Raw genomic sequence first — 18,024 nt, forward strand, 5'->3', positions numbered from 1 at the left:
GGTTCTTTAAAAAATACAGTCAAATTTTTAACTCTTTACGATAACAGTTTTTTGTAAAGAGTCTGTTTGTTTGTAATCCTGTTTTCTTTACTTACCACAGCATATTTATTTAACGGTTTGGGGTGTAATGTAAAGCGTATGATTCTATGACAAATAGTGTCCTACAAAACATTAATTTACGAAAATACTAAAACGGACCACATTTGGGACGCTCCTAGCGAATTGTTTTAATTTCTGCTAGAATGGCTCATAAAATGGCCGTTTTATGGGACTTCTTCTTTCGGCCGAATCAATTAATCACTCATTCTTAAAGTACCTGCAATACTTATATGACTATTAATCATACGCATGATGTAAATCATTTTCATTGCTTTTTTTAGTCACTATGTTTGTTTACATCCATTATTATGGTGGTGCATCAAATACTTAATTTAAAATAACAACTTATGCCTGGTAAAAATAAAAAATTGTGTAACCCGTCGAATTATTTACTGATGTTCATCTTATTATGTGGGGGCATGCTTTCGAGTAGTTGCAATGAGCAAGCGCGTGGATTTTCCCTACCGGGAGGTGACATTGAAGAAGGAAAAGCGACCTTCGGGAGATTGGCCTGTAATTCATGTCATAGTATTTCAGATATTGAATGGAAGGGAGGAAACGATAGTTCCGAAATACCGCTCGGCGGTGAAGTATCTATTCAAAAAACCTATGGAGAATTGGTCACTTCAGTTATTAATCCTTCCCACAAAATTGCACGGGACTACAAAAAACAAGGCGTTACCGAAGAGGGCCTTTCAAAGATGAAGAATTACAATGAAGTTATGACCGTTCAGGAACTCGTTGATTTAGTCACTTTTCTTCAATCGGAATATAAAATAAAATCACCACCAACGAATTACTATCCTTATTATTAAGCTGATTAGGAGTACTTAGATATTCCAGGGCTTGTATTGAGATATTGCCTTTCTCCAAATAGGGTTACCACGGCTAAAAGTACATATCCGCAAAAGATGAACACTGGCTAATTATCGGGCTTTCAAATCAAGTCGGCTCACAATAACGATGTACTATAAAACGGCTAGTTATACAAATCCAGTATTATTCGTAAAACGAACGTTTTTCGGTACTGAACTTTTGTACAATTTAAAATATCACTCAAAAAGTGCTTAAAAGTTAAAAATCAAAAAATAAAATTAAATTCTAATTCTTGGGTATTGTATTTTTTAAACTACCTGTTACTGATACCAAATTAAACAGCTCCCTTAAACCAAACTGGCTGTAAATCTAATGATAGTATCCTTATACAACTTTTGTTGATTGACAGTAGTTCCTGTTCCGCGACAAGCAACTTGAAATCAGAAAAATTAAGAAAGCGATGATTTAAATCATTCTTCGTTTTGTTTATACTCACTTCCTTTGTGTTCATAATCAGGGTACTATCCTGTACTCAAGAACAAAACAAATGAAAGTTGCAGTATTCGACATACATAAATTTGAAAAAGAGTACCTCTTAGAAGCGAACGGTAAAAAAAACGAACTGAAACTTCTCGATACTTATCTAACGGTTGATACAGTAGAATTAGCCAATGACTGTGACGCCATATCCATATTTACAGAAGACGATGCATCTGAAAAAGTATTGGACAAATTAAAAAAATTAGGTATAAAATTTATTGTGCTTCGTTCTGCAGGTTATAACAATGTAAATATTGCGTATTCAAAAAAATTGGGTATTCGAGTGGCAAGGGTCCCCGAATACTCGCCCTATGCAGTGGCCGAATTTACAGTTGCGGTCATGCTATCGTTGAACCGAAAGTTGACACGTACTCATTACAGGATTATGGAAATGAACTATTCGTTAGATGGGCTTGTGGGTTTTGATATGCACGGGAAGACGGTTGGTATTGTCGGTACCGGAAAAATCGGGCGGGTCGTTGCAAAGATTTTACATGGCTTTGGTTGCCGATTATTGGCCTATGATGTTGTGGAAGATCCAGATTTGATTCAACAATATGGCCTGATATATACAGATTTGGATACCCTGTGCCATCAATCAGATATTATCACACTGCATGCTCCCTTAACAGAACAGACCCACCATATGATTAATGAAAGACGCATTGTGCGAATGAAGAACGGCGTAATGCTGATAAATGCCAGCCGTGGGGCACTAGTAAACACCAAAGATGTTATCGATGGACTAAAATCTAAACACATCGGTTACTTCGGAATGGATGTATACGAGGAAGAAAAAGGCCTCTTTTTCGAAGACCATTCCGAGGATATTCTTGAGGATGACCAAATAGCTCGTTTGATGGCCTTCAATAATGTGTTTATTAGCAGCCATCAGGCATTTTTAACGGATACCGCTTTAAAAAATATTGCAAAGACTACTATAGAAAATCTGGATTGTTTGGAAAAAGGGGAAGCTTGTAAAAATGAAATCAAATGATTAAAACCGTTTCCGAATATTAGAAACAAATAAAATAAACATCATGTTAGAAAAATTAAAAAAATTCAAGGGCAACACCTTGGCCATTGAGGTAATTGATGGTTTTACTAAAACAGATGAAGCACTATGTCAAAAGTTCTTTAATGCAAAACTAGAAGAAGGTTACGATTATTTAAATGTGCTGGTGAAGTTGGATGAACTGAAAATTTCACACAGCAGTACCAAAGCCTTTTTTGAAGATACTTTATGGGCACTAAGAAACTATAAGAAATTAGGTCATCTTGCCATTGTCGCTCATTCAAATGTTTTAAAGGCTTTGGTTCCAATCGATAATCTTTTCTTCGAAAGGGCCAGTAAAGGAAGGCAAGAACGCTATTTTGATATTTCGCAGATGGGCGAGGCCATGGCATTCGTGGAGTCCAACAAATAATGAGACGGTCCACGAAATTAAATAAGCTATAGCTAATACCTTCGATTTAAAAAAAAAAAAATGGGAAAACTAATACTCGTAAGACATGGGAAAAGCCTGTGGAACGTACAAAATATTTTCACGGGATGGACGGATATAGATCTTGCCACTGAAGGCATTACCGAAGCTAAAAAAGCTGGGGAACTTCTAAAAAGTAATGATATCCGTATCGATGTTTGTTTCTCCTCATATCTAAAAAGAGCTATCCGGACGGCATGGATCACTTTAGATACCGCCAATCAAATGCACGTGAACACTAAATACCACTGGAAACTGAACGAAAGGCATTACGGGGCATGGCAAGGTCACAATAAAGATCAGATATTGAAAAAAGTTGGCGACGAAACTTATTGGGGCGTACGGAGAGGATATTATTTATCCCCACCCAAATTAAATAGTAAAGACAGACAACAACCAAAATTCGATGCCAATTACAAAAATATAGATCCTGCATTACTTCCTCTTTCAGAGTCGCTCGAAAATACATCAAAAAGGGTTGTCAACTATTATTTTGAAGCTATTGTACCACAGTTGGTAAAGGGAAAGACAGTACTGGTTTCAGCACATGGCAATTCTTTACGTGCCTTGATCGGCTATATCAAAAATATTCCGCCAGAAGATATTGCCCATTTAGAAGTGCCGACAGGGAAACCCAACCTTTATGAATTTGATGAAAACCTCAACTTAACCGAACATTATAAATTAAAATAGGGAGCCTAAAAACTTTTCAAATGCACAAGAGAATAATCACACTCACGGTAAATCCTGAAATTGACAAGAGCAATGATCCGGCAGGTATTAGTACTAATACAAAACTACGCCGCACGGCAATCAGAAGACTTCAAAATAAGTACGATTGGTGCCGACGACGATACGCTGGCGAGAATGATAACGAGCTTTCTGTTGCGCAATAGCTTTGGCGAGATAGTAAAATTTGATGTTTCCTGCAGTGCTAAAGCCCCATATACGAGGCTAGAAATTGTGTAACAAAGACAATGTTGACAAATTTTATTAATGGATAAAAAGATAAAAAATCTTCTAAACAATCAAAATAAAATAGAGGCAGATGGATATAGAAAAATTATTAAAAGAGGAGGCCGGTTTCCTTCTAGAACATAAATGTACCACTTTCCCCAAAGAAAAATTGCATTTGCCCGGAAGCGATTTTGTAGATCGAATATTTGCTCTTTCAGACCGTTCGCCAAGGGTCTTGGGAAACCTTCAACATATTTTTAATCACGGTCGACTCGGAGGTTCGGGTTATGTGTCTATACTTCCGGTGGATCAAGGGGTCGAACATTCCGCGGGAGCAAGTTTTGCGCCGAATCCCGATTATTTTGATCCTGAAAATATTGTAAAACTCGCTATGGAAGGAGGCTGTAATGCCGTGGCCTCTACCCTTGGGGTATTGGGTTCGGTATCTCGGAAGTATGGCCATAAAATTCCTTTTCTGGTAAAATTGAACCACAATGAACTACTATCGTACCCCAACACTTTTGATCAGGTCTATTTTGCCCAGGTAGAACAAGCATGGAATATGGGAGCGATAGCGGTTGGTGCTACAATTTATTTTGGCTCTCCACAATCTGATCGGCAAATACAGGAAACGAGCAAGGTTTTTAAACGTGCCCATGAATTGGGCATGGCCACAGTTCTTTGGTGTTACCTTAGAAACGATGCCTTTAAAATTGATAAGGATTATAGTGTAAGTGCTGACCTTACAGGACAGGCAAATCACTTAGGAGTTACTCTTGAGGCCGATATCATCAAACAAAAACAACCTACCAACAATGGGGGATATCTCGCCTTAGACAATTTTGGAAAGACCAGCGATTTGGTTTACAGTAAACTAACGACTGAGAACCCTATAGACTTGACACGGTATCAAGTAGCGAATTGCTATATGGGCCGAGCGGGATTGATCAATTCCGGTGGGGCTTCTGGAGAAGATGATTTTGCGGCTGCGGCCCGAACGGCGGTCATTAATAAAAGGGCCGGGGGAATGGGGTTGATTTCTGGTCGAAAAGCCTTTCAAAGACCTATGAAAGAAGGGATTGAACTGTTGCATATGATTCAAGATATATATTTGGACAAGAATATAACCATCGCCTAAAAGCAAAGTATTATGAAAAAGACAGAAAGCCTTGCATTACCTGTTATTCATGAAGGTTAAATTCCGTTGGCTTTTTTGAACACCACCAAGTCCCATGAAAAAGGGGTCGTTTTAGCTGGTGATATAGGTGGTCTGTAGCATGTTTGAAGATATACTGAGTAATATACCGCGAGACTTCTTAAATTTTCTGCTGGTTACACTATTTTCTTAACTTTTTGGGCTAGAGCAGAGAAGTAGACATAAAAACGAGCAGTTTGAAAGTAGATTCGGTACGGACAGAACGTTTACATTCCTTTATCGAAAGTGAAACATGTGACTTAGTTGTTTTCGTAGAGGAGAAGTCAAATTATTTAGGCCATGAACTGCCAAAACCTTTGGTTAAGGAAATCGGGTCCCATTTAATGATTCCGGTATTGATAATTAACCACTAAAAAAAGTAGGTTTCAAAATAAGAATGTCAGAAAGATTTATCTGGGCCAAACTATGTTCATTTCATTTAGATGAAACATAAATTCGAAAATGACTGATAATTGTCATGGCGCAAGTGGCCCAAGGGCTCTAAATTCACAAAATGAAACAATCAGAATTATGGAAAAGAGAATTCTAATACCCACCGATTTTTCTAAAGATGCACGGAAAGTTACAGAGTAAGCCCTTAAGTTGTATAATGACAAAAAGTGTGATTTTTATTTTTTTAATGCTTATCAAGTAGATGGATATTCCGAAAGTGATTTTATAATGATCGAGGAGTTGGATACAATGGAATATAAAAATACCAAAACAATCTCCGAAGGAACCCTTGATAGATTGAAAGACACTTTGGAGCTTTATCACCAAAACACACCAATAAAACTATTTCTTGTCATTGAAAGAAGAGGAAGCGATATGGTCATATTCATGAACAGGAGAACGCAATTTTTTGGCTGTAGATTGTCAAAGCCTTTTGTTAGGGAATTAGATACACATTCAATTATTCCTGTTCTGGAAATTTCGATTTCTTAATAAACAACTTAATATGCAAACACTAACAGATTTATTAAAAGATCCAACGATAATCAAAATCATGAGGACAACCCTTTGGATTGTCATCATTGGAATTTTAATCATGTTCCTTCGAAAACTGGTAAAACGGAGAATAGCTGACATAGCCTATCGATACAAGGTTCAAAAGATGATAGAAATGGTCGGCATTTTTTTGATTGTCCTTATTGTTCTTTTATCATTTACGCTAGACAATTTGAAAGACTACACGGTCATCATCGGGCTTTTTACCGCTGGTATCGCGTTTACATTGCAAGAGCTTATCTTAAGTGTCGCAGGATCCTTCTATATTTTTGCTTTGAGGGTTTACAAGCCTGGAGATCGAATCGAAATTAATGGTATCAAAGGAGATGTGATCGACATAAACAGTATGTACACCACGATTATGGAAATGGGTGAATGGGTAAGCAGCGATAATTATTCCGGCAGAATCGTCAAAATTAGTAATGCTTTCGTCTTCAAGGGCCCCATCAAAAACTATTCAATGGATTTTCCTTTTGTTTGGGACGAACTAAACATACCAATAACTTATGGATCGGATGTTGAACTGGCAAAAAAAATAATTCTCCAAGTTGCGATAGATCATTTATCAGACTACATTGAAAATTCCAAAGAAACGTGGAAAGAAATGGTAAAACGCTACTATATCGAAGATGCGACTTTGGATTCAACTATAGCAATAAAACTAACCGACAATTGGATCGAACTCAACTTACGATACATCACGGATTATAAACGGAGGAGGGTTACAAAACATGAACTTTTCGAAAATATCGAGAAATCGATTTTGGATACCAAAGGAAAGGTAAGCATCGCTTCTTCAACCCTTCAATTGCTTAAGTTTCCTTTGATGGATGTTAGGATGAAAAGCTGAAATTTTCGATTGATCAAGTATAACACATTTCTAAATTTCATAAGCCAACAGTTTCTCGGGAACAGCCAAATGATATTATGATGTAAATCATTTCCAAAATTCCAAAATTGCCATATTTTAAGAGTGCTAATAACATTATTATGAAAAAACCAAATCGTCAAATGATGTTGGATAGAATTCATGGACAATGTCTTGAATGGAAATCTAGTGTGCTATTCATGGAAGAGGAAATTATTTTTTTTGAACATCTTTTACACTCTTATCTTTTTGAGCCGGATACCGCAGAACTTTATGAGTGTTTTCAAAACTGCATTGAGCAGTTGGACAAAATAAAAATGGTAAAAAATAATCTTAAAGTTCAAATTGATGGGCATGAAGCAACTATAGGGGGCATAATGGAATCTATCGACCATTCCGGAGACCCTAGTTTTTATATAGAGCATGATAATTTAAAATTATCGGTTCAAAAGACTTCAGAAGATTATAGAAAGTTGAAGTCTGAAATTCTTTATTATGCCATAACAGTTATGAGAAAGCATAAAAAACCTGACGAAATTTGAAAAACATCTCTTTTTCTTTTTTATATCTACAGTACATACTCTTTTTCGAAGAGAATTGTTAACGTAAAATGAAATTCCTTAGATTCTTGAATTGTATAAAAGTATGAAGGTTCTGATTGGGTTTTTTGCTTGACCCCATACCGATCTTTCTTCATTTCTTGAATCTCCTTATTGGAATCTTCAATAGCCTCTTTTGTGTTTTCATTTGAGGTGAATTTTTTTAGTATCATAAAATTATTTTTAAAGATTATATGCTTTATTATTTTATTCAGTGAAAAGGTGGTTCCTTTTTCAACATAAATCTATAATTAAGGTCAAAGCATTCATGATAGAAAAATCACTTACTCTTATAGGTTTTTATATACTGCCTTACCAACTGCTTTAAATCATCTAGGTAGGTATGCATCACTTTTTCATCAGTATTTGGATGGGCCATATTGGGAATGGTCATAGGATCTTCTTACAAAAACTAATAAATTTACGGGTATTTCTTTTTCAATTTTATTGGTCAATTCTGTAATTTCCGTAAATATCTTCGGAAGTTTATCCATAATCTGTGGCATAATTTTTTCTTTTAGGCTTTTAACAGACGGTTCAACTTTTCACTGTCCATTACATGTTCGGTAATTGCAAACACCTGTTTGCGGTTAGATCTGAATGATTTTACGAAATCGGCAATACTATCCTCCAAATCTTCATGCTCCGTCCTAAATACATGTGAATTGTATTTAAATGGGTCTTCAATTAGATCGGCAAGATCAGTAAGGTGTTTGTTGGTTTTTTTCAGTAACTGGTAACATTTGCGATCGATCTCTATCAAATCTGTTTCAATGTCCCTTACTTCATCCAAATTTTCCTTTCGGGTCATCCAAATAAAATATTTGTCAATAAGATGTTGTAAGAATCTTAAATCGTCTCTATAAAATTCAAGATCGTTCTTCCAATGTTCTGTTAATATGTAAAGTCCCTGCCAATCTGCGTCGTGTATATATTTACCTTTTGGCCTGTATCTAAAGTCTCCCATTTGTACCGTAATTTAAATTTGAAATCTAAAAGTAGGTATGCTTGGCAAAGAATAAAATGATTTACATCATGGTAAATACTTAAAATAATGAATACAATTATTAGTGAAAAGAGCAAACCAAACTGTAGAGATGAATGGCAATACTGATTAAAATCATTTGTAAGTCCCTCTCGCTAAACTAGCTTTCAGGTAGGATATTAAAATTTAGATGAAATGGCGAATTTAAAAAATAGTGATCAAGAGATTTTGACAGAACTCCATAATGATACACTGCTTTGGATATCAATGCTTGGCTATATGGAAAATGATTTACAGTTCATAAATAGATTACTAAATTCGAAAGCTTTTAAGGATAAGGTACCCAATCTTTTTGAACGTTTACAAAACTATTTACACGAAATGAAAACGAAAACGAGGGAGTTAAAGAATTTCAAAAAAGAAATCAATGAATATGGGGTTGAGCTAAAGGGTATTTTGGAATGTCAGGATATTTCTTGTGATACGTTCTATTTGGAGAACCATAGGACTTTGAAGAATCGTTTTGAGAAATTCTATACCGAATTTAACGATTATAAAACCAAGATTTTTAACTATACCGGTGGTATTTTGCGTTAATGTGCTTCATCATAAAACTAAAAAAATCCATCTTAGACCTCTATGTATCTGTATCGTTATCTTAAATCTGTAATTTCAACATTTTATAATATCCTTTTCAATACTAGGTGCCAATAGTAATAATAGAAATTATATATGACAAATTCTAAATATGCATAATTGATATTTAGAATTTGTCCATAATTTAATTAGTCTTTTAGTGTAAATTTTGATTCTAAAATGGTGTTAGAACTTCCGCCAATGAAGACTTTGAAATCACCAACTTCAGATTCCCAGGTATTGTTTGCCGAGTAAAACTCCAATGTTTTAGAATCAATAGTAAAACTTACTTCTTTGGTTTCCCCAGGGTTCAAAGAAACCATTTGAAAATCTTTTAACTCTTTTACTGGTCTGGCCCTGCTTGCAAACAGATCTTGAATGTATAATTGCACTACTTCTTTACCTTCATATTTGCCTGAATTCGTTAAATCTATACTTACATTTAACTCCCCTGTTTTGTTGAGTGAATTTGCACTCAACTTTAAATTATCGTATTTAAATTCAGTATAGCTCAAACCATAACCAAATTCATACAAAGGTGTATTGACCTCATCGGTATAATGTGTCCAAAATACAAGATCATCACCTGGATACTTAGGTCTTCCCGTACTTAAATAATTATAATATAATGGCACTTGACCAACATTTCTAGGGAATGTCATGGGTAATTTTCCACTTGGGTTGTAATCTCCATAAAGTACTTTAGCGATGGCATCACCGCTCTTAGAACCTAACTGCCAAGCTTCTACGATAGTTGGTATATTCTCATCGGCCCAATTAATAGTTAAGGGTCTTCCGTTCATTAAAACTAAAACTATATTTTTATTTACGGCATGTACGGCTTCCAGTAATTCTTGTTGTAGCCCAGGCAAATCTAAACTCGCCCTACTTCTACCTTCCCCAGATTGAAAACCATGCTCGCCTAGAACCATGATTACCACATCCTTATTCTTAGCAACTTCTACAGCTTCAGAAATACCGGTTCTATCGGTGGTATTAATATCAAGTTCAAAGACAAAAGCTTCTGTTCCCTTTACCAATTCCACTCCTTTTTCATGATATAAAATATTCCCTTTATATTTCTTTAACCCTTCCATTACGGATACTGCAGAATTATCTTCGGCAGCAAGTCTCCAACCTCCTAACGGACTGTTCTTATCATCTGCTAACGGACCAATTACCGCTATTTTCATTCCTTCTTTTTTTAAAGGCAATAATTGATTTTCGTTTTTCAAAAGCACTATAGATTTTTCGGCCATATCAAGAGCGATTTCCATATTTTTATTACTTCCTATCACAGTTTTCTCTCGTTCTTCATTGCAATATTTATAAGGGTCATCAAAAAGACCTAATTCATATTTTACCCTTAAAATTCTTCGAACGGCATCATCTACTTTATCTACGGGCACTTTTCCTTCATCCACTAAACTTTTCAAATGCTTTACATATAAATATGATTCCATATCCATATCACTACCCGCATTTGCAGCACTTTCAGCAGCTGCTTTTCCATCTTTAGAATACCCATGTGCTATCATTTCAGCCATAGACCCCCAATCTGAAACCACGAATCCTTGGTAGTTCCACTCCCCTTTTAAAATATCTCGTTGTAAATAAACATTTCCAGTAGCGGGTATGCCATTTAGTACGTTGAACGAATTCATAAAGGTCTTTACATCTGCTTCTATCGCAGCCATGAACGGTGGAAAAATGATATTATAAAGTGTTGATGTACCAACATCTACTGTATTATAATCTCTACCGGCTTCAGAAAAACCATAACCTGCAAAATGTTTAGCTGTTGCTGCAATAGTATTTACTGCAGAAAGATCTTCACCTTGAAACCCTGTAATACGTGCCTTAGCTATTTGACTTCCTAAATAAGGGTCTTCACCAGCACCTTCCATAACCCTTCCCCAACGAGGGTCCCTTGATATATCTACCATTGGAGCAAAGGTCCAGTTGATACCACTCGCAGCAGCTTCTTCAGCTGCCATCGCGGCCGAAGATTTTATGGCTTCCATATCCCAACTAGCAGATTCAGCCAAGGGTATAGGACTTTGAGTTTTAAAACCATGAATGACATCAAAACCTATTATTAATGGAATACCTAAACGTGATTCTTCAACCACTATCTTTTGTACTTTACGAACTTCGTCTGCTCCCGTAACATTTAACATTGATCCTACCCAACCATTTTTAAGGTGCTCGTATTTATTTGAGGCATCACCATCTTCCGGTATTGGCCCGGTAACATTCCAAAAACCGTTATATTGATTCATTTGCCCAACCTTTTCTTCTAAGGTCATTTTGGCCATTAGGGAATCTATTTTCTCTTCAATACGATTATCAAGGTTTACCTGTGCATAATTACTTTGGCAGTATGCCAATAAACCAAATCCAATAACTAAAATTTTTTTCATATCGTTCTATTCCATAAAAAGTTCCAATGATGGAAAAAATAATCACTGAAGTTCGTTTAAATTTACTGTAAATTATTGATAAACCCCTATTTAACTATATCGTTATTTCTTGGTACAGGGAAGAATTAATTGTACTGCCACTCCAATTTCAAACATAATTAATTCCGCTTTAATCCAGTCCAATCAATGTTAAACACTTTTTTGTTTTTTATAAAATGAAAATTTGAAGGTGTTCTCTAAATAACGTCCTTTTTATATAAAAAAGGTAGTTCTACTCAATAATACCAAAAAATAAAAAAACTATGTAAATCCAACTTTAAAATATGGAGACAAACAGAAAGAATTCAACCATGCCAAAAGCTTAGCACTTTCATTTTATGCGGACGAAAAAGTAGAATTTATAAACTCCGTTTCCGCTTCCAAACCCTGAAATGTTCGGAAGTGTTGGCAAAGTGTCCTATAAAACGGCTCCTTTTTATTACTTATTCTATAGACCGTATCAATAGGTACAAATTACGTATATAATATCTATCATATAAATTCGCTGACGCAAGTCATTTCCCTTGTTTTTCTTCTATACTATTTTTGTTTTAATCAAATAGTAAAGTGAAGAATCTAAGCATTAATTTAAAAGAACAAATTATGACCGATAAAGATATAACGTCTTGCAAGCAGGCAAATTATCTACGCATATCCATTTTAATATTAGGGGTTCTACTTGTAATAAGTTGTAATGAGCAAGCGCGCGGATTTGCGTTACCTGATGGTAATGTTGAAGAAGGAAAAGCAAACTACAAGAGATTGGCCTGCAATGAATGTCATAGCATTTCCGATATTAAATGGAAGGGAGGAAGTGATAGTCTTAACATACAACTTGGTGGTGAAGTAATCAATAAAAAATCCTATGGAGAGCTTGTCACATCGGTTATCAATCCTTCACACAAAATTGCACAACGCTTTAAACAAAAAAGCACTACCGACACTACCGAAACAGGCTATTCTAAGATGAAGAATTACAATGAAGCCATGACCGTTCAAGAACTCATTGATTTAGTTACCTTTCTTCGATCTGAATATAACATAGTCATACCGAAAACATATTATTACCCTTATTACTAAGTATTTTGGGGGATTAAACATTTATTTTCATTAATCTCAAAAGGCCTTCTATGGCATTTCGTGAAGTAAGAACGTCGTTGCCATAGGTTTTAATTTTTTTTATATTTTAAACTTTTTTCCCAGGCCCTTATTTTCAATCAAAATAAACCCTTAGACAATAAAAAGAGGTACTTGCCGATACTCGTATGTACCGTTTTATATATGCTCGATTTTTACTTGCATAATTAATTAATCATTGTCGGGGTTTTGTTGGTTTTATTGGTTAATGTACAGCTACATAGTCAAAACTTTCGCCCCTCTAATATGGTTTTCTTTTAGCTCTAACAAGGCTTTGTTCGCTTTTTCCAAGGAATATACTTGAAAAGTAGGTCTAATTTTCGCTTTTGCCGCCAATTCCAAAAATTCAGAAACATCCTTACCTGTAATATTGGCGACAGACTTGATTTCCTTCTCCATCCACAAATCGTCTTGGTAAGAAAAATTTTTAAGGTAATCTTTGTCATGGTCCTCTTTTCGGATGGCATTGATGACCAATCTGCCTCCTTTTTCTAGATTGCCCAAGGCTTCGACAACAGGTTTCCAAGCGGGCGTAGTGTCGATGATGGCGTCCATTTTTTCTGGGGGTACATCTGTGGTATCGCCGGTCCAAAAGGCTCCAAGTTCCTTCGCAAATAGACGTTCCTCCACATTTCGTGCAAATACAAATACTTTGGTGTTAGGATAGCTATACTTGACCATTTTCAGCACCAAATGTGCCGAAGCTCCAAAACCGGTAAGTCCTAACCGATTACCATTACCTATTTTGGCATGTTGAATAGCCCTGTAACCGATTGCCCCCGCACACAAAAGGGGTGCCGCCTCGGTATCGGTAAAAAAAGCTGGAATGCTATACGCATATTTTTGTGGTATGGTCATAAATTCGGCGTAGCCGCCATTCATGTCCTTTCCTGTAGCCTTATAATCATCGTAGAGGTTCTCGTTGCCTTCCCTACAAAACTTGCATTTACCACAAGCGGAAAATATCCAAGCGACACCTACCCGATCAACGACATTGAATTTGGTTGCCCCTACACCCAATTTTTCTATATGACCAACAACCTGATGCCCTAGTACTATCGGAAGTTTTAAAGGTGCCAATCTACCTTCGATTTCGTCGAGTTCGGTATGACAGACTCCGCAGACCGAAACTTTGATGCGTACCTCACCTCTCTTTGGAATCGGTAAAGGGATATCGACCAATTCTAGCGCCAAATTATTCTCGTTGACTATAGAAATCCGATTAAGAACCATCGCTCTCATATATCTCTATATCTTCTTCCCATTATCGCTAAAATTTGTGAATCAAATGAGAAAAATTTAAAGCTACACTTTCTAGTACAACCTATCATTTTGGAATTTCTTAAAAGGTTAATTTTTATAAATATAATTGAACCATAACGGGTTCTAAATGATATAGGTCATTCAACATATTATGTCTTTAATGACCTTAGTCATTTTACCCTCGATGCCATTCTATTACTTTTAAAAAGTATATGAAGTGTAACTATAACTAAAGAAATGAAGACCACTCTAAAATATATATCAGTAGATATCAAGTTGGATAGCCTTACTTTAAAAGGTAATTTGGTAGTACCTCATAAAGCGGTCGGTTTGGTACTTTTTTCCCACGGAAGCGGAAGCAGTCGCCTAAGTCCTAGAAATAATTATGTAGCCGAAGTTCTACAAGAAAAAGGCTTGGCCACCCTCCTCTTCGATTTATTGACAGCAGTGGAAGACCGTGTCTATGAAAATCGGTTTAACATCGATTTGCTGACCAAGCGCCTAATTGATGTAACCCAATGGGCACAACGACAAAAGGAGACGAAAGGTCTGCCGATCGGGTATTTTGGCGCTAGTACAGGTGCGGCTTCGGCATTACGTGCCGCCGCATTTTATGGCAAAGATATCAAGGCTGTCGTTTCAAGAGGAGGAAGACCAGATATGGCCTCGAATGATTTACACAAGGTTACCGCTCCCACCCTTTTAATTGTAGGTGGTTTAGACGATGTGGTCATTAAACTTAATGAAATGGCCTATCAAAAATTACAAGGTGAACGTGCATTGGAAATTATTCCTAATGCCAGCCATTTATTCGAAGAGCCAGGAAAATTGGAAGAGGTAGCTCGAATATCGGCCAATTGGTTTGCTAAATATATACAGCCAGATAAAACGAAAAATAATGTTCAAGAATAGAATAGACGCGGGTCGTCAGTTAGCGGAAAAATTGATGAAATTCAAGGGTGAGAATGTTGTGGTATTGGCCATACCTAGAGGTGGTCTACCATTAGGGGAAATCATTGCAAAAGCTTTAAAAGTACCTTTAGATGTTTCCCTTACAAAAAAAATAGGCCATCCTTTCAATAAGGAATATGCTATTGGGGCAGTAAGCCTTGAAGGAATAATTCTGATGGACGAGATTGAGGTATCTAAAGATTACATAGAGGAGGAAACTTCTAGAATACGACAGAAATTGAAGAAACGACAAGATGAATATTATAAAAATAGAGCTCCAATGAACCTCGAGAAGAAAACGGTCATTGTAGTAGACGATGGTATAGCTACCGGCAACACAATTTTGGCCACCGCAGATTTAATAAAGAAACAAAAACCCAACAAAATAGTGGTTGCCGTTCCCGTAGCGCCCCATTCAGCCATTCAAAAATTAAAGGATAGTGATAATGTAGATGAAGTAATTTGTTTAGATACCCCTAATAATTTTCGTGCCGTAGGCCAGTTCTACGAAAACTTTGAACAAGTGCCCGACGTGGAAGCCATAAAGTTATTGGAAGATGCCTATACGGGCAACAAAAACTAACCTTTAATAACTACCACAGGTCTCAATTTTGCGATTTTCTTGGCAATACCCGAATCGCTTACGGTCTCGACCACCATATTGACATCTTTATAGGCTATAGGCGCTTCTTCGGCTATTCCTTTAAAAGAACCGGCTTCTACAAAAATGCCTTTTTCCTTGAGCTTCTCTTTGAGTACAGGAGCATTCACTTGCTTTTTTGCTGCTGTCCGAGATAAGCGTCTTCCTGCCCCGTGGCAACAAGAACCAAAGGTTAGTTCTTTGCTTCTAGCGGTACCTGACAATACATAGGAACAGGTACCCATGCTTCCAGGGATAATTACAGGTTGCCCAGCAACTTTGTAACTTGCTGGCAATTCCTCAAAACCTGGACCAAAAGCCCTAGTAGCTCCCTTGCGATGTACGATAACGTCAGTTTGTACTCCGTCAATCAAATGTGTTTCGACTTTCGCAATATTGTGCGCCACATCGTACATGAGTTTCAAAGGTTGAACGGTCGACCCAAAGATATTCGTCCAAGCCGTTCTCACTTCCCAAGAAATTATTTCCCTGTTACACCAAGCATAATTGGCCGCAGCGCACATAGCCTTAAAATAACTTTGTCCTTCTTTAGAATTGAACGGAACACAGGCCAATTCTCTATCTGGTACTTCAATGTTATAATAAGGCATTGCGTTCATAATCTGTCTAATATAATCAGTAGCGACTTGATGCCCTAACCCTCGAGATCCTGTATGGATCAACACTACCAACTGACCTTTGTAAAGACCATAGGCTTCTGCAATGCTCTCATCATAAATTTCCTCAATATAATCTACCTCTACAAAATGGTTACCCGAACCTATGGTGCCCAACTGATCGGCACCCCTTTTTTTTGCCATATCTGAGACTAGGGTAGCATCTGCATTTTCCAACCTACCTTTACTTTCCATAAAAGCCAAATCTTCCTTGACACCATATCCTTTTTCCACCGCCCACTCAGCACCCATTAATAGTACTTTATCCATTTCTTGTCTGGAGAGTTTGATTTGTCCGCCTTTTCCCATTCCTGAAGGAATCTGGGCGTACAATTCTTTGGATAAGGGATCCAATTTTTCTTTTATTTCCGCTATTTTTTGATCGGAAGTCAACAAACGCACTCCGCAATTGATATCATAGCCGATGCCCCCAGGGGAAATAGCCCCATGTGGATACAAAGTGGCTGCTACGCCACCAATGGGAAAGCCATAACCTTCGTGAACATCTGGCATAACTAATGAAGCTCCTTGAATACCGGGTAATGAAGCAACATTAACCAATTGTACCAAAGACCGATCTTCCATAATCGCATTTAGCAAGGGTTCTGATGCCAATACCCTAGCGGGTACCCGCATTTTAGGTAGGAATGTTTTGGGAATTTCCCACAAGTAGTCTTCGATTTTGTGGATGTCTTCTTTTCTTATTTTCATCTGTCTCTTAGATATCAAAAATGATCAAGGTTGCCCACTGATCTCTTTTATTTTTGCGTACATCGGCCTCATGGTAGGTTACCGCCTTTATTTCCTCATCAAAACCCTGAGTTTTCTTTCCACGGATTTCAGCTATCGTATGATGCGGAGTAAAATCTAAAAAAACGACTTCGCAAAAAATCGCTTTTTGAGTATAGGAAACCGATAGAACCTCAGATAAAAAATCAATAAGCAAACAGGTACTGTCCAATGCCGTTATTTCAACTATACACTGGTAATCGAACTTGACCTTCTGATTACAAAACCCATCCTTTAGAATGTTGCTCATTCCTATTACGCCTGCCCGAAACAATTCCTCTAAATGGGAACCTTCAATTTTCATTCGGATATCCGCTGTATGGGAGAGGTATTCGATTTTCATTAAAGAAATTGCCCTTTTTCATCCACTTTTACACGAATGACTTTATCTCCATTCTCCAGTTTAATTTTATACTTTTTGTTTACACCTTTATCCTCATGGTAGTATACCAAATAAATATCTTTGGTTATGGTCCATCCAGGAAATCGATTTACAACTGCATTCCTCACAGATTTTGGAAGAGAAACATCCTTAAAACGTTCTGCAGTCCTAATGATTTTACCATCCTTGTCGTAGGCAGCAAGAATTGTACCCTCCGGAATATAAAAATTAACGTGGTATAGGTCATAATCGTCTTGATAATATTCAGAATCCTTAAGGTTAAAGGCCGCTACTTTACGTTCTAGCATTTGAACTGGCACAGGAGCCGGCTCTTCTGAAGCTAAGCTATGTAGATACTTATAGTTAGTCGCGTATACCACTACTTCAGACAGTTCTACTGGCTTTATAATTTGGGCAAACGATTGGGTGGTCAACCCTAAAATGAATAGACATAAAAGAATCTTGTACATGATTTTAAATTTAAGTTAAATTGTAAGTGAGTATTTGATGACTTTTTAGTTCATCGCCTTAAAGCT

22 protein-coding genes are annotated in these 18,024 nt (G+C 36.8%); 14 read left to right on the forward strand and 8 right to left on the reverse strand.

What is annotated here, in order from left to right:
* Window positions 1-494 precede the first annotated feature (494 nt).
* From AACZ41_RS08050 to AACZ41_RS08095, 10 genes are all read left to right on the forward strand, one after another.
* A complete protein-coding gene (locus tag AACZ41_RS08050) occupies window positions 495-914 on the forward strand; it encodes a c-type cytochrome (protein WP_339627876.1) in 420 nt (139 codons plus the stop codon).
* Window positions 915-1,462: 548 nt separating this feature from the next.
* A complete protein-coding gene (locus tag AACZ41_RS08055; protein ID WP_339627877.1) occupies window positions 1,463-2,452 on the forward strand; it encodes a 2-hydroxyacid dehydrogenase in 990 nt (329 codons plus the stop codon).
* A gap of 43 nt (window positions 2,453-2,495) precedes the next feature.
* The gene (locus AACZ41_RS08060; RefSeq protein ID WP_339627878.1) at window positions 2,496-2,882 is read left to right on the forward strand and encodes an STAS/SEC14 domain-containing protein; all 387 of its coding nucleotides are present in this window, start codon (window positions 2,496-2,498) and stop codon (window positions 2,880-2,882) included.
* A gap of 60 nt (window positions 2,883-2,942) precedes the next feature.
* Entirely contained in the window at window positions 2,943-3,632 is a 690-nt protein-coding gene (locus AACZ41_RS08065) for a 2,3-bisphosphoglycerate-dependent phosphoglycerate mutase (protein WP_339627879.1), read from the forward strand.
* 20 nt (window positions 3,633-3,652) lie between these two features.
* A complete protein-coding gene (locus AACZ41_RS08070) occupies window positions 3,653-3,835 on the forward strand; it encodes a hypothetical protein (protein WP_339627880.1) in 183 nt (60 codons plus the stop codon).
* 152 nt (window positions 3,836-3,987) lie between these two features.
* On the forward strand, window positions 3,988-5,034 hold the full coding sequence (locus AACZ41_RS08075; RefSeq protein WP_339627881.1) for a class I fructose-bisphosphate aldolase: 1,047 nt from the start codon (window positions 3,988-3,990) through the stop codon (window positions 5,032-5,034).
* 254 nt (window positions 5,035-5,288) lie between these two features.
* Window positions 5,289-5,465, forward strand: coding sequence for a hypothetical protein (locus AACZ41_RS08080; protein WP_339627882.1), 177 nt, complete (start codon window positions 5,289-5,291; stop codon window positions 5,463-5,465).
* 307 nt (window positions 5,466-5,772) lie between these two features.
* Window positions 5,773-6,036, forward strand: coding sequence for a hypothetical protein (locus AACZ41_RS08085; protein WP_339627884.1), 264 nt, complete (start codon window positions 5,773-5,775; stop codon window positions 6,034-6,036).
* 13 nt (window positions 6,037-6,049) lie between these two features.
* Window positions 6,050-6,949: a mechanosensitive ion channel domain-containing protein gene (locus AACZ41_RS08090; protein WP_339627886.1), complete on the forward strand. Its 900-nt coding sequence runs from the start codon at window positions 6,050-6,052 to the stop codon at window positions 6,947-6,949.
* A gap of 140 nt (window positions 6,950-7,089) precedes the next feature.
* Window positions 7,090-7,509 carry a hypothetical protein gene (locus tag AACZ41_RS08095; protein WP_339627887.1) on the forward strand — a complete coding sequence of 140 codons (420 nt, stop codon included), beginning with the start codon at window positions 7,090-7,092 and terminating at the stop codon, window positions 7,507-7,509.
* 26 nt (window positions 7,510-7,535) lie between these two features.
* Here AACZ41_RS08095 and AACZ41_RS08100 read toward each other — a convergent pair whose 3' ends face one another.
* The 3 genes from AACZ41_RS08100 to AACZ41_RS08110 form a co-directional block, all read right to left on the reverse strand.
* Entirely contained in the window at window positions 7,536-7,739 is a 204-nt protein-coding gene (locus AACZ41_RS08100; RefSeq protein WP_339627889.1) for a hypothetical protein, read from the reverse strand.
* 186 nt (window positions 7,740-7,925) lie between these two features.
* A complete protein-coding gene (locus AACZ41_RS08105; RefSeq protein ID WP_339627891.1) occupies window positions 7,926-8,072 on the reverse strand; it encodes a hypothetical protein in 147 nt (48 codons plus the stop codon).
* An 11-nt stretch (window positions 8,073-8,083) separates the two neighbouring features.
* Complete coding sequence (locus AACZ41_RS08110) at window positions 8,084-8,533, reverse strand: hypothetical protein (protein ID WP_339627892.1); 450 nt, start codon at window positions 8,531-8,533, stop codon at window positions 8,084-8,086.
* 213 nt (window positions 8,534-8,746) lie between these two features.
* Here AACZ41_RS08110 and AACZ41_RS08115 point away from each other — a divergent pair, with 213 nt between their 5' ends.
* A complete protein-coding gene (locus AACZ41_RS08115) occupies window positions 8,747-9,148 on the forward strand; it encodes a hypothetical protein (protein WP_339627893.1) in 402 nt (133 codons plus the stop codon).
* A gap of 188 nt (window positions 9,149-9,336) precedes the next feature.
* Here AACZ41_RS08115 and bglX read toward each other — a convergent pair whose 3' ends face one another.
* Window positions 9,337-11,610, reverse strand: coding sequence for a beta-glucosidase BglX (gene bglX / locus AACZ41_RS08120; protein ID WP_339627895.1), 2,274 nt, complete (start codon window positions 11,608-11,610; stop codon window positions 9,337-9,339).
* 642 nt (window positions 11,611-12,252) lie between these two features.
* Here bglX and AACZ41_RS08125 point away from each other — a divergent pair.
* Complete coding sequence (locus AACZ41_RS08125) at window positions 12,253-12,729, forward strand: c-type cytochrome (RefSeq protein ID WP_339627896.1); 477 nt, start codon at window positions 12,253-12,255, stop codon at window positions 12,727-12,729.
* A gap of 273 nt (window positions 12,730-13,002) precedes the next feature.
* On the opposite strand, the gene AACZ41_RS08130 is transcribed toward AACZ41_RS08125, so the two are convergent.
* Entirely contained in the window at window positions 13,003-14,028 is a 1,026-nt protein-coding gene (locus tag AACZ41_RS08130; protein WP_339627897.1) for a zinc-dependent alcohol dehydrogenase family protein, read from the reverse strand.
* 258 nt (window positions 14,029-14,286) lie between these two features.
* Between AACZ41_RS08130 and AACZ41_RS08135 the strand changes: the two genes are divergently transcribed.
* Window positions 14,287-14,961: an alpha/beta hydrolase gene (locus AACZ41_RS08135; RefSeq protein WP_339627898.1), complete on the forward strand. Its 675-nt coding sequence runs from the start codon at window positions 14,287-14,289 to the stop codon at window positions 14,959-14,961.
* Window positions 14,948-15,583 carry a phosphoribosyltransferase family protein gene (locus tag AACZ41_RS08140; RefSeq protein WP_339627899.1) on the forward strand — a complete coding sequence of 212 codons (636 nt, stop codon included), beginning with the start codon at window positions 14,948-14,950 and terminating at the stop codon, window positions 15,581-15,583. The genes AACZ41_RS08135 and AACZ41_RS08140 overlap by 14 nt, the downstream gene beginning before the upstream one ends.
* Here the strand turns inward: AACZ41_RS08140 and AACZ41_RS08145 are convergent.
* From AACZ41_RS08145 to AACZ41_RS08155, 3 genes are read right to left on the reverse strand one after another with little or no spacing between them, the layout of a single operon-like run.
* Window positions 15,580-17,028, reverse strand: a complete 1,449-nt coding sequence (locus AACZ41_RS08145) for an RtcB family protein (RefSeq protein WP_339627900.1) — start codon at window positions 17,026-17,028, stop codon at window positions 15,580-15,582. The genes AACZ41_RS08140 and AACZ41_RS08145 overlap by 4 nt on opposite strands.
* 7 nt (window positions 17,029-17,035) lie before the next feature.
* Window positions 17,036-17,449 carry an archease gene (locus AACZ41_RS08150; RefSeq protein ID WP_339627901.1) on the reverse strand — a complete coding sequence of 138 codons (414 nt, stop codon included), beginning with the start codon at window positions 17,447-17,449 and terminating at the stop codon, window positions 17,036-17,038.
* A complete protein-coding gene (locus AACZ41_RS08155; RefSeq protein ID WP_339627902.1) occupies window positions 17,449-17,958 on the reverse strand; it encodes a nicotinate-nucleotide adenylyltransferase in 510 nt (169 codons plus the stop codon). Before AACZ41_RS08155 ends, AACZ41_RS08150 begins: the two co-directional genes overlap by 1 nt.
* Window positions 17,959-18,024: the final 66 nt, after the last annotated feature.

The organism is uncultured Maribacter sp., assembly GCF_963974015.1.
Classification (GTDB): domain Bacteria; phylum Bacteroidota; class Bacteroidia; order Flavobacteriales; family Flavobacteriaceae; genus Maribacter.